Source organism: Streptomyces sp. AB3(2024) (genome assembly GCF_041862025.1).
GTDB lineage: Bacteria > Actinomycetota > Actinomycetes > Streptomycetales > Streptomycetaceae > Streptomyces.
In genome coordinates this window covers 25,933-37,052 of record NZ_JBGWAB010000075.1, presented here as the reverse complement: position 1 = coordinate 37,052, position 11,120 = coordinate 25,933, and the positions used below count along the sequence as shown (strand labels likewise).

At 74.1% G+C, this 11,120-nt stretch carries 10 protein-coding genes, 1 other RNA gene and 2 pseudogenes; 5 read left to right on the top strand and 8 right to left on the bottom strand.

All coding sequences use genetic code 11. The features are described 5' to 3' along the window. Positions 1–119: pseudogene (locus ACEPPI_RS25705) on the bottom strand (NAD-dependent dehydratase); the annotation flags it as partial. Beyond that, positions 113–964 (bottom strand): annotated as a pseudogene (locus tag ACEPPI_RS25700) (serine/threonine-protein kinase); the annotation flags it as partial. The pseudogenes ACEPPI_RS25700 and ACEPPI_RS25705, both read right to left, overlap by 7 nt. 223 nt (positions 965–1,187) lie before the next feature. Here ACEPPI_RS25700 and ACEPPI_RS25695 point away from each other — a divergent pair. Next, positions 1,188–1,817: a DUF4352 domain-containing protein gene (locus ACEPPI_RS25695; RefSeq protein WP_373917635.1), complete on the top strand. Its 630-nt coding sequence runs from the start codon at positions 1,188–1,190 to the stop codon at positions 1,815–1,817. Between the two features lie 46 nt (positions 1,818–1,863). Here the strand turns inward: ACEPPI_RS25695 and rnpB are convergent. Continuing rightward, positions 1,864–2,266, bottom strand: an RNA gene (rnpB, locus tag ACEPPI_RS25690) — RNase P RNA component class A. A gap of 78 nt (positions 2,267–2,344) precedes the next feature. Between rnpB and ACEPPI_RS25685 the strand changes: the two genes are divergently transcribed. Next, complete coding sequence (locus tag ACEPPI_RS25685) at positions 2,345–3,079, top strand: MerR family transcriptional regulator (RefSeq protein WP_373917634.1); 735 nt, start codon at positions 2,345–2,347, stop codon at positions 3,077–3,079. Next, positions 3,076–3,708, top strand: coding sequence for a hypothetical protein (locus tag ACEPPI_RS25680; RefSeq protein WP_373917633.1), 633 nt, complete (start codon positions 3,076–3,078; stop codon positions 3,706–3,708). Before ACEPPI_RS25685 ends, ACEPPI_RS25680 begins: the two co-directional genes overlap by 4 nt. 6 nt (positions 3,709–3,714) lie before the next feature. Here ACEPPI_RS25680 and ACEPPI_RS25675 read toward each other — a convergent pair whose 3' ends face one another. Next, positions 3,715–5,163 carry an RNB domain-containing ribonuclease gene (locus tag ACEPPI_RS25675; protein ID WP_373917632.1) on the bottom strand — a complete coding sequence of 483 codons (1,449 nt, stop codon included), beginning with the start codon at positions 5,161–5,163 and terminating at the stop codon, positions 3,715–3,717. Between the two features lie 102 nt (positions 5,164–5,265). Between ACEPPI_RS25675 and yaaA the strand changes: the two genes are divergently transcribed. After that, complete coding sequence (yaaA, locus tag ACEPPI_RS25670) at positions 5,266–6,066, top strand: peroxide stress protein YaaA (RefSeq protein ID WP_373917631.1); 801 nt, start codon at positions 5,266–5,268, stop codon at positions 6,064–6,066. A gap of 137 nt (positions 6,067–6,203) precedes the next feature. On the opposite strand, the gene ACEPPI_RS25665 is transcribed toward yaaA, so the two are convergent. Then, the gene (locus tag ACEPPI_RS25665; RefSeq protein ID WP_373917630.1) at positions 6,204–6,956 is read right to left on the bottom strand and encodes a bifunctional DNA primase/polymerase; all 753 of its coding nucleotides are present in this window, start codon (positions 6,954–6,956) and stop codon (positions 6,204–6,206) included. A gap of 133 nt (positions 6,957–7,089) precedes the next feature. After that, entirely contained in the window at positions 7,090–7,719 is a 630-nt protein-coding gene (locus ACEPPI_RS25660) for a TetR/AcrR family transcriptional regulator (RefSeq protein WP_373917629.1), read from the bottom strand. Positions 7,720–7,864: 145 nt separating this feature from the next. Here ACEPPI_RS25660 and ddaH point away from each other — a divergent pair, with 145 nt between their 5' ends. Continuing rightward, the gene (ddaH, locus tag ACEPPI_RS25655) at positions 7,865–8,683 is read left to right on the top strand and encodes a dimethylargininase (protein ID WP_373917628.1); all 819 of its coding nucleotides are present in this window, start codon (positions 7,865–7,867) and stop codon (positions 8,681–8,683) included. Positions 8,684–8,722: 39 nt separating this feature from the next. Here ddaH and ACEPPI_RS25650 read toward each other — a convergent pair whose 3' ends face one another. Both ACEPPI_RS25650 and ACEPPI_RS25645 read right to left on the bottom strand, forming a co-directional pair. After that, positions 8,723–9,739, bottom strand: coding sequence for a small ribosomal subunit Rsm22 family protein (locus ACEPPI_RS25650; protein WP_373917627.1), 1,017 nt, complete (start codon positions 9,737–9,739; stop codon positions 8,723–8,725). A 33-nt stretch (positions 9,740–9,772) separates the two neighbouring features. Continuing rightward, entirely contained in the window at positions 9,773–11,068 is a 1,296-nt protein-coding gene (locus ACEPPI_RS25645; protein WP_373917626.1) for a multidrug effflux MFS transporter, read from the bottom strand. Between the last annotated feature and the right edge of the window lie 52 nt (positions 11,069–11,120).

Sequence of the window (11,120 nt, the reverse complement as noted above, 5' to 3'; positions counted from 1 at the left end):
GGCCGCCAGCCCGCCGCGTGCAGCCCGCTGACACTGACCACCCACGGGTGCATCGTGTACGCGAGGTCCCCGGCCGGGGACGGGGTCAGGCCGATCCGGTGCAGCCGGGCGCGAGGACCTGCGTGGCCTGGGCGCAGAGCAGGGCCGCGCACCGTTCGGCGGCCGCCGCGGCCGTCGGCCGGTCGTCCGGGTCCTTCGCGAGGGCCTGCTCCAGGACCTCCCGCAGGGCCGCGGGCACGCCGCCGAGGTCGGCCTCGCCGGACAGGATGCGGAAGGCGACCACGTCGGGCGCGCCCGCGCCGAACGGGAGCCGGCCGGTCGCCGCGTGGGCGACGAGGGCCCCCCAGGCGAACACGTCGCCGGCCGGGCCCGCGGTGCCCGTGCGGTAGTGCTCCGGGCTGATCCAGCCCGGCGTACCGGTCATCACACCGGTGCGGGTCACGGACGTGCCGTCGGCGGCGTGCGCGATGCCGAAGTCCAGCACCCTCGGCCCGGCCGGACTGAGGATGACGTTCTGCGGTTTCACGTCCCGGTGGACCACGTCCGCGCGGTGGATCGCGGCGAGGGCCTGTGCCGTGCCGGCCGCGAAGGCGTGCAGCGTGCCGCCCGTGAGCGGCCCGTGCGCGTACAGGTGCTGGGCGAGGGTCGGTCCGGGCACGTACGCGGTCGCCAGCCACGGGGACCCGGTCTCCGTGTCGGCGGCCAGCAGGGGGACCAGGCAGGGCCCCTGGACGCGCGAGGACAGGGCGACCTCGCGGCGGAACCGGGCCCGGAACTCCGGGTCCTGGGCCTGGGCCCGGTGTACGGCCTTGACCGCGACCCGTACGCCCCGGGGGTCCAGGCCGGCGTGGACGGTGCCCATGCCGCCGGTGCCGAGACGGCCGATGATCCGGTAGGGGCCGATCGTCGCCGGATCACCGGGGTGGGCGGGGTCGACCCGCCCACCGGGGCCATGGGTGCTCACGGGTGCTTCCTTCTGTCTGCGCGGACTCGCAGGCGGAGCGTCTCATTTTTGGGAGTTCCGATGGCGCGCTTTGGCATTTTGTCTAGGCTGAGCGCCACTCACATTGCGGGCGGGCAGAGGGAATTGCACGTACCCGACATTGCGCCGTCCCCATCGCGGCGCTTTTCAGGCATGCCCTCTCACGGCTTCGATCCCGCCGTCAGTCACCGAACAGGGAGTCACCATGAGCAACCCCTACCCCGGCCAGACGCCGCCCCCGCCCTACGGCTACCCGGTCCCGCCGCAGCCCCCGAAAAAGAACAACGTCGGCAAGATCATCGGGATCGGCTGCGGCGGGCTGATCGGCCTGTCGCTGCTCCTCGCGGCGTGCGGGGCGATCATCGGAAGCAGTGACGCGGTCAAGAAGGGGGTGAAGGAGGGGGCGAAGGCCGCCTCCTCGATGCCCATCGCCCCCGCCGCCCCCGCGGCCTCGGCCCCGCAGGCATCCGCACCCGCGACGCCCGAGGCGCCGAAGCCCGCGGCGAAGCAGGACGTGGAGCTGACCGCCACCCCGGCCGAGTTCAACGCCAGTGTCCTCGCCCAGGGCGACGACTACACCTCGGTGCAGGTGACCGTCGTCAACAACGGCGACAAGGAGATCAGCGTCAACATCCTCTACTTCGAGGTCACCGCCACGGACGGCACGCGCAAGACGGCCGAACTCGGTGCGGCCGGGGACCAGATCGACACGGTCACGCTCGCCAAGGGAGAGAAGGTCACCGGAGCCGTCACCGTCAAGGGGAAGATCACCGCGAAGACGGTCTACTTCAAGAACGGGCTGCTCGGGAAGAGCTACAGCACCTCGGTGAAGTAGCCGCGGGCCCTGCCCCGGAAGCGGAGGAGAAGGGGGAGGGGTACGGCAGACGAGCCGGCCTGTACGCCGGGTTCTGTCGCCCGGAGACCTCGCGGTCGCCGGGGAGACGGCCATCCATCTAGGACCGGCGTTGCCGCCGGCCTCGTGCGGTCTACCCGCGAACATCGGGCGGGCAGCCCTCAAGCGTTCGCGCAGACCCGTCCGGGGACGGATCCTCTTGACCTTGCTCCAGGTGGGGTTTACCTAGCCGCCTGAGTCACCTCAGGCGCTGGTGGTCTCTTACACCACCGTTTCACCCTTACCGGGGACCGAAGTCCCCGGCGGTCTGTTTTCTGTGGCACTGTCCCGCGGGTCACCCCGGGTGGGCGTTACCCACCACCCTGCCCTGTGGAGCCCGGACGTTCCTCGGCGGGGTCCGGGGACCCCGACGCGGCCGCCCGGCCGACTCGTCTGTCGTGCCGACCATGCTACCCGGCCCTCCACGGCGGCTTGACCTTGACGCAGCGGCAGGGTTTCTACTGGACGCCATGCGGATCGGAGAGATCGCCGCGCTCGTCGGGACCACCACCCGGGCGATCCGGCACTACCACCACGTCGGGCTGCTCCCGGAACCGGAGCGGCGCCCCAACGGATACCGGGCCTACACGGTGCGCGACGCCGTCCTGCTCGCGCGGGTGCGCCGGCTCACCGAGCTCGGGCTCGGCCTGGACGAGGTGCGCGGAGTGCTCGCCGACGACGCGGGGCGCGAGCCGGCCGACGTACTCGCCGCACTCGACGCCGACCTCGCCCGCCAGGAGGCCGAACTCGGCGAGCGCCGCCGCAGGCTCGCGGAGCTGCTCGCGGCCGGGCCGGGGGAGGGGGAACCCGTTTCGCCCGGCCTCGCCGCGCTGCTCGCACGGGCGCCCTCGACCACCTCCCCGTCCGCCGCCAAGGACCGCGAGTACCTCGCCCTGCTCGACGCCACCGGAACGGCCGGCGAGGAGACGTACGAGGCGCTCGCCCCGCTCGTCGGCGACCCGGCCGTCCTCGCCCTCTACGAGCGGCTCGACGAGCTGGCCGCGGCCCCCGTCGACGACCCCCGCATCGGCCCCCTCGCCGACGCGCTCGTCGCGGCGGTCCCCGCCGGGCTGCTGGACACCGTCCCGGCGGACGGGCCGGCCGTGCCCGGCTTCCAGGAGGCGCTGCTCGCCGAGTACGCGCCCGCCCAGGCGGAGGTCGTCCGCCGCGTGATGGCGGCGTTCGTGGAGCGGGGCCGGACGTGAGTGCCCTTCGCGCGGACGCCCGCCGCGCCGCTGTCCCCGAGTCCGTACGCCGCCTGCTGCGGCACGAGCTGCGGGCCGCCGCCTCCCTCGGCCGCTGGGCGGCGCGCCGCACCCACGGGGTGCGCCCCGGGGACCTCGCCGCCGCGTACACGGGACCGCAGACGGCGATGATGTACGGACTGCTCTTCGTGTCGGTGATCGAGACCGTCGGGCTGGCGCTGCTGATCCCCTGGCCCGCCGTCCACCGGGTGGTGCTCGTACTCGACGTGTACGGGGTGCTGCTGGTGCTCGCCCTGCACGCCGCCTGCGTGACCCGGCCGCACGTGGTGCGGCCCGACGGGTCGCTGCGGATCCGCTACGGGGCCCTGTTCGACCTCGCCGTCCCGCCGGACGCGGTGGCCTCGGTGCGGGTGGAGCGGCGCTACCCGGAGGGCCGGCTGGTCACCCTCTCCGAGGACGGGGTGCTCGACCTGATCGTGGGCAGCCAGACCACGGTGACCCTGGAGCTGAACCGGCCGCTGGAGTTCCGCAGGCCGCTCGGCGCCCGCGGGTCTGCCCGCACGATCCGCTTCCACGCGGACGACCCGCGCGCCGTGGTCGGCGCGGTACGGCACCCCGCGCCCCCGTGAGGGTCCCTACGCCGGGGTGAAGAGGACCTTCGAGGTGCCCGGGTCGGCGTGGGTGAGGCGGACCCGGATCCGGTCGCCGAGGGGCAGCGGCGCAGCCGGGGACTCGACGCGGCCCACCACGGCCGGGTCCTCCAGGTGGACGGTGCCCACCCGCGGCTCCTGCTCCTTGATGTCGATCACCGTTGCCTCGAAGGTCTCCCCGATCCGGTCCTTGAGCAGGGCCGCCTCCACCAGGTCCACGGACTCCCGTTCCACGGAGTTCGCCAGCCGGCTGCCCTCCGCCATCTCGTGCGGCAGCGCCTCCAGCGCCCCGACGGTCCATGCCGGAGGTTCGGCCCCGGCCGACGCGGCCACGCACAGCTCGCCGGTGTACCGGTCGACCAGGCGGCGCAGCGGGGCCGTGCAATGCGCGTACGGGGCCGCGACCGCGGAGTGCAGGGCCGGGTCCGGGGTCCGCCCGCCGGTGAACACCGTGTACCCGGCGCCGCGCAGCAGGGCCGTGCACTCCTGGAGGAAGGCGGCGTGCGCGGGCAGGTGCGGGTCGAGGGAGCGCACGAGCGCCGCGTACGGGACGTGGTGCGGCCAGTCGATGCGCAGGGCCTTCGCGGCCCGCCGCAGCCGGCCGACCGCGCCGTCGGGGGCGGCGGGGAGGGTGCGCAGGATGCCGGTGCCGGTGGCGAGCATCAGGTCGGCCGCGGCCATGCCGGTCATCAGGGAGATCTGCGCGTTCCAGCCGTCGGCGGGCAGCGGGGCGCGGTAGGTCAGGGAGTACGAGCCGTCGGGTCCTTCGACGACCTCCTGCTCCGGGACGTTCAGGGAGATCCCGCCGCGCTCCGTCTCCAGGGCCTCCCGCAGTGTTCCGACGATCTTCAGCAGGGCCAGGGCGGGCTCCGCGGTGCCGGAGTCGATGGCCTTCTGGACGCCGTCGTAGTCGAGCCGGGCCCGGCTGCGGACCAGGGCCCGGCGCACCTCGGTGGTCTCGACGCGGCCGTCGGCGTCCAGGTCGAGGCGCCAGAGCAGGGCCGGGCGGGTCCGGCCGGGCAGCAGGCTGGCCGCGTCCTCCGAGAGGACGGCCGGGTGCAGCGGGATCCGCTCGTCGGGGAAGTAGAGGGTGTTGACCCGGCGGTGGGCCTCGGCGTCGAGGACGCCGCCCGGGGTGACGAAGGCGGCGACGTCGGCGATGGCGTAGTGCACGCGGTAGCCGCCGCCGGCCGGCCGCAGTGCCAGGTGCATGGCCTGGTCGAGGTCGACCGAGCCCGGGGGGTCGATGGTGAACAGCGCCAGGTCGGTGGCGTCCTCGGCCGGCAGCCGCGGGGCGGCGGCGGCCCGTTCGGCCTCGGCGAGCACCTCGGCAGGGAAGGCGGCGGGCACGCCCAGCCCTGTGCGCAGGTCGCGCAGTGCGGCCCGCAGGGCAGCCCCCTCTGCGCCGGTCATGTGCAGGTGACGGCGTGGCATGGGTCGAGCGTAGGGCCGACGGGCCGGGGCGGCGCGGCGAGCGGTCTACCCTGGCTCGGGGGCCGCACCCCCTGCGCCGCGTCTTGTCGAAGGAGAACCACCGTGCTCGTGCTGCTGCCGCCCTCCGAGGGAAAGGCCGCCGGCGGCTCCGGCGCACCGCTGGAGCCCGGCTCCCTGTCGCTGCCGGGGCTCGCGGGGGCACGGGCGGCCGTCCTGGAGGAACTCGTCGAGCTGTGCTCCGGGGACGAGCCGAAGGCGCGCGAGGTCCTGGGGCTGAGCGAGGGGCTGCGCGCAGAGGTCGCGAAGAACGCCGGGCTGCTCGACGCGCCGGCCCGGCCGGCCGGGGAGGTCTACACCGGGGTGCTCTACGACGCGCTGGGCCTGGCCGGTCTGCCCGCCCCGGCGCGGGAGCTCGCGGAGCGGTCGCTGCTGGTGTTCTCCGGGCTGTGGGGCGCCGTGCGGGTGACCGACCGGATCCCGTCCTACCGCTGCTCGATGGGGGTCAAGCTGCCCGCGCTGGGCGCGCTGGGGGCGTACTGGCGCACCCCGATGGCCTCGGTGATGCCGGAGGCGGCGGGCGACGGGCTGGTGCTGGACCTGCGGTCCGCGGCGTACGGGGCGGCGTGGAAGCCGAAGGGGGAGACGGCGGGGCGGACGGCCACGGTACGGGTGCTGCACGCGCAGGTCGTGGACGGGGTGGAGAAGCGGTCGGTGGTGAGCCACTTCAACAAGGCCACCAAGGGGCGGCTGGTACGGGACCTGCTGCTGGCCGGGTCCGTCCCCGGGTCCCCGGCGGAACTCGTCACCGCCCTGCGGGACCTGGGATACACGGTCGAGGCGCAGGCCCCGGCGAAGCCGCTGAAGCCGTGGTCCCTCGACGTGGTCGTGAGCCGGATCCACTGAGGCCGGGGGCAGGTCGCGGGCTCGGCCGGGTCCGCCGGGTGCGGCGTCCCGGGGGGATCCCGTCGCGGCCGTGGACCCGCCGGCCGGAGCCCGGCCCCGTCGGCGGGCCGGGCGTGCGGCCGGGGGCGGCCCCGGGGTCAGCGCCCCAGGGGCCAGGCGACGGTGGCGGGGGTCTGGTCGGCGGTGCCCGCGTACTGGGCGCAGGCGTCCGTGAGGGTTTCCAGCAGGGTCAGCGGGTCCGGGAGCGGGTGCCCCATGTCGCGCAGCCAGCCCACCGAGAAGTCCCCGGGGAGGGTGGCCGGGGGGAGGAGGACGTAGCTGCCGCGGCAGTGCCAGCGCAGGCCGGGGTGTTCGTCCATGGTCTCGGGGTGGCAGTCCAGTTCGCAGGGCCACCATTCGTCCTCGTCCTCCGGCGTCCCGCGGGTCGCCGTGAAGAAGAGCATCCGGGCCTGGTCCCCCGTGCCGCCCGATTCGGCGACCGGTCCGACCTCGATGCCGGCGGCCAGCAGGCGTTCCAGGGCGCTGCGTCCGGCTTCCAGCGGGACGTCGAGGACGTCGTGGACCATGCCGGTGGCGGTGATGAAGTTGGCCTGGGGCTGGTTGCGGGCCCAGCGTTCGATCTGTGCGCGGTCGGTGGTCGACTGGGTCTGCCAGGCGAAGGAGACCGGGTGCCGCGCGGGGGTGGGGCACCCGATGCGGTCGCAGGAACATCGGTAGCCGGCGGGGTGTGCGGCGGGGGCGAGCGGCAGTCCGGCGGCGGCGACGGCCAGCAGGAGGGCCTCGCGGGCACCCGCGGGGTCTTCGGTCGGGGCGGGTTTGCGGCGCCGGCGCAGCCACTGGGACATCCTGCTCTGCTCGCCGCGTTTGACGCGGCCGGACTCGGACCCCATCTATCCCCTCACCTCAACGTTGTCCCGGAAGACCGTCCCATCGTCCCACCATCCTGAGTCCCGGGTGACCGCACCCCCCGATCGGGGCCCTCCCATAACCATAGAATTCGGCCATATGTTCTCGGCCGCCGGGTCAGGGCCCGGCGGTGGCCGGGCGGGTGGTGACGTATCCCACCCCGCGCAGCACCGCGTCCACCAGCGCGTCCGTGTGCGCGTGCGTGAGCGGTGCGGTCCTCAGCAGCCACCGGTACGTCAGCGGTCCCACCAGCATCTCCACCAACAGGCGCAGGTCGGTGTCCGCAGGGAGCAGTCCGCCGTCCACGGCCGTGCGCAACCGGGCTTCGTACAGTGCGAGCTGGGGTTCGAGGAGCTGGCCGGTGAAGCGGACCCCCAGCTCGGGGTCGGTCGCACCGGCGGCGGTGAGGGCGCGGGTGGGTGCCTCGTACCGCTCGTCGAGGAACTGGTCCACCGTGGCCCGCAGGACCGTCTTGAGGTCGGCCGCCAGGTCTCCGGTGTCGGGGAAGCCCGTCCACCCGCCCTCCTCCACGGCCTCCCCGGACAGTGCCAGCGAGGCGTCCAGCAGGACGGCGGCCTTCGAGGGCCACCAGCGGTAGATGGTCTGCTTGCCGACGCCCGCCCGGGCGGCGATGGCCTCGATGGTCAGCTTGTTGTAGCCGACCTCGCCCACCAGCGCGAGTGAGGCGTCGAGGATGGCGCGCCGCGAGCGCTCGCTGCGGCGGGAGGCGTCGGGGGACTTGCTCATGGCCCCCAACGTATCAATGCGAGACGTCTCGTCTTTCATCCATTCCGTAAACCACCCAATCAGTTCACTGCGCGGCCCCCCTTGAGGAGAGACGATTCTTTCCACAGACACACGCACGTGAGTCCGCAGTCGTGAGGAGCCTTCTTTGCGCAGAGACGCCACACCCCGGCGCTACCTGATGTGCCCACCCGCACACTTCAAGGTCACGTACTCCATCAACCCGTGGATGGATCCCACGAAACCGGTGGACCTGCCCCTCGCACACGCCCAGTGGGAAGACCTGAGGGACCGCTACCGCTCCCTCGGCCACACCGTCGAGACCCTCGAACCGCAGCCCGGCCTGCCCGACATGGTCTACGCCGCGAACGGCGCCCTCGTCGTCGACGGCAGGGTGCTCGGCGCCCGGTTCGCCTACCCCGAGCGCGCCGCCGAGGCGGAGATCCACCTCGACTGGTTCCGGGCGAACGGCTTCACCGACGTCCACGAGCCCTCCCACGTCAACGAGGGCGAGGGCGACTTCGCCGTCACCGCCACGTACATCCTGGCGGGCCGCGGCTTCCGCAGCAGTCCGCTCTCGCACGACGAGGCGCAGGAGTTCTTCGGCCGCCCCGTCATCGGACTCGACCTGGTGGACCCGCGCTACTACCACCTGGACACGGCACTCTGCGTCCTCGACGGCGACGAGATCATGTACCACCCGCCGGCGTTCTCGCCGGGCAGCCGGGCCGTACTGCGGCGGCTCTTCCCGGACGCCCTGATCGTGGACTCCGAGGACGCGGCGGCCTTCGGCCTGAACTCGGTCTCCGACGGGCGCCACGTGCTGCTCCCGCAGGCCGCGGCCGGGCTGCTCGCACCGCTGCGCGAGCGCGGCTTCGAGCCGGTGCCGATGGACCTGGGCGAGTTGCTCAAGGGCGGCGGCAGCGTGAAGTGCTGCACCCAGGAGCTGCGGCCCCGGGAGCAGTGACCCCGGCGGCCCCGGCTCCGGCAGCCGGGGCCCGTCGGACTACGGGGCCTCGGTGGGCGGCGGCCACTCCTGACCCCAGTCGGCGTCGCGCGCCGCCTTGTAGAGGTCGCCGTGGCGCTTGGTGACGGTGGCCCGGGTCAGGCCGGCCGCCTCGCCGCTCTGCGGACCGCACAGCTCCAGCAGGACGAGCCCCTTCCTGATCTGCGGCCTCCGCGTGATCCGGAAGGGGACCGGCGTCACCGGGAAGCGCGTCGCCGCGACGTAGCTGAACTTCTCGTCCTCGTACGGGAGGGAGCCGCCCTTGATCTTCCGGTGCAGGGAGGAGCGGCTGACCCGTGCCGAGAAGTGGCACCAGTCCTGGCCCACCTCGATGGGGCAGGCCCCGTCGTGCGGGCAGGGCGCGGCGACCTTCAGCCCGGCCTCGATCAGCTGCTCGCGGGCCTCGCGGATGCGCAGGTAGCCCTCGGGGGTGCCCGGCTCGACCAGCACCACGGCCCGCCCCGCGCGGGCCGCCTCGGCGACGACCGCCCGGCGGGCCTGCGGGGTGAGTTCGCCGAGCACGTACGACACCGTCACAAGGTCCGCGTCGGGCAGGGCGATGCCGCTGCCGATGACGGCCCGGCGCCACTCGGCACCGCGCAGCGCCTCGGAGGAGGAGCGGCCGGCCAGTTCCCGGCCGAGGGCGAGCGCGGGCTCCGCCCAGTCCAGCACCGAGGTGGTGCGGGGGCCGTCCCAGGTGGCGTCCACCGCCCAGGTCGCGGCGCCGGTACCGCCGCCGACGTCCACGTGCGAGCCCGGGACCCACTCGGGCGCGGCCTCCGCCAGCCCGTCCAGGGCGGCCCGTACGGCCTCGAAGGTGGCCGGCATCCGGTAGGCCGCGTACGCCGCCACGTCGGAGCGGTCGCGCAGGACGGGGGCGTCGGTGGGGGTGGTGCCCCGGTAGTTGGCGATCAGCCGCTCGACGGCGGCCGCGGCCTGCTTCGGCGGGAGCCCGTCGAGCAGCCCGGCGAGGGCGCTGCGGAGGGTCTCGGCGGTGGTGGGGGCGGAGGCGTTCACCAGCGAAGTTTACGGCGCCACCCCCGGGTCCGGTCACGCGGCCAGCGGCTCCCGCGGCTGCCAGGGGCGGCACATGCCGAGGAAGCAGCCCACCGAGAGCAGCGAGCAGCTCAGCTGGACCAGCGCCATCGGCACCGCCGTGTGCTCGCCCGCGATCCCGACCAGCGGGGAGGCGACCGCACCGACGAGGAAGGAGGAGGTGCCCAGCAGGGCGGACGCCGAGCCGGCGGCGTGCGGGGTGCGCATCAGCGCCTGCGCGTTGGTGTTCGGCAGCACCAGGCCCATCGCCGACATCAGCACGAACAGGGCGGCGGCGACGGGCACCAGCCCGACCTCCCCGAACACTCCGGTGGACATCAGCAGCAGCGCCACCGAGGCCACCGTGATGGTCGCGATCCCGGCGCCCAGGGCCTTGTCCAGGCTGACCCGGCCGACCAGCAGCTTGCCGTTGATCTGGCCGACGACGATCAGCCCGACGGAGTTGAGGCCGAACAGCAGGCTGAAGGCCTGCGGGGAGGCCCCGTAGATCTCCTGGACCACGAAGGGCGAGGCGGATATGTAGGAGAAGAGCACGGCGAAGGCGAAGCCGCCCGCCAGGGTGTACCCGGCGAAGACCCGGTCGCCGAGCAGCCCGCGCATGGTCCGCAGCGCGGAACCCACGCCGCCGGTCTGGCGCCGCTCGGGCGGGAGCGTCTCCTCCAGACTGCGCCAGACCACCACGGTGAGGGCCAGACCGACGACCGTGAGCACGACGAAGACCCCGCGCCAGTCGGCGAAGCGCAGCACCTGGCCGCCGATGAGCGGTGCGATGATCGGGGCGGCCCCGGATATGAGCATCAGGGTGGAGAAGAAGCGGGCCATCTCGACCCCGTCGTACAGGTCGCGCACGACGGCGCGGGCGATGACGACTCCGGCGGCGCCGGCCAGGCCCTGGACCAGGCGGAAGCCGATCAGCAGCTCGGCGGTCGTGGCGAGGGCGCAGACAGCGGTGGCGAGGACGTAGAGGACCATGCCCGCGAGCAGGGGCCGGCGGCGGCCCCACTTGTCGCTCATCGGGCCGATGACCAGCTGGCCCAGCGCCATGCCGGCGAGGCAGGCGGTGAGGGTGAGCTGGACGGTCGCGGCCGGGCTGCGCAGCGCGTCGGTGACCTCCGGAAGCGCCGGCAGGTACATGTCCATGGACAGCGGGGGGAGCGCGGTGAGCCCGCCCAGGATGAAGGTGACCAGCAGACCGGTGCGGCGCGCGGCCGTCAGGGGTTCGGCCGCGGCGGGCGGGGATCCGGGGGTGGCGCCCTGCGTGGGGGCCGCCGACGGGCCTCTCTCCGACATGCCGAACTCCAGTCTTCTCATCCGATGTACACACCCCTGACCGCCCCATGCT

Coding starts and splice junctions, on each gene's coding strand:
- ACEPPI_RS25685 (WP_373917634.1), top strand. CDS start 2,345: ATGCGGATCGGAGAGATCGCCGCGCTCGTCGGGACCACCACCCGGGCG.
- ACEPPI_RS25695 (WP_373917635.1), top strand. CDS start 1,188: ATGAGCAACCCCTACCCCGGCCAGACGCCGCCCCCGCCCTACGGCTAC.
- ACEPPI_RS25675 (WP_373917632.1), bottom strand. CDS start 5,163: ATGCCACGCCGTCACCTGCACATGACCGGCGCAGAGGGGGCTGCCCTG.
- ACEPPI_RS25645 (WP_373917626.1), bottom strand. CDS start 11,068: ATGTCGGAGAGAGGCCCGTCGGCGGCCCCCACGCAGGGCGCCACCCCC.
- ACEPPI_RS25665 (WP_373917630.1), bottom strand. CDS start 6,956: ATGGGGTCCGAGTCCGGCCGCGTCAAACGCGGCGAGCAGAGCAGGATG.
- ACEPPI_RS25660 (WP_373917629.1), bottom strand. CDS start 7,719: ATGAGCAAGTCCCCCGACGCCTCCCGCCGCAGCGAGCGCTCGCGGCGC.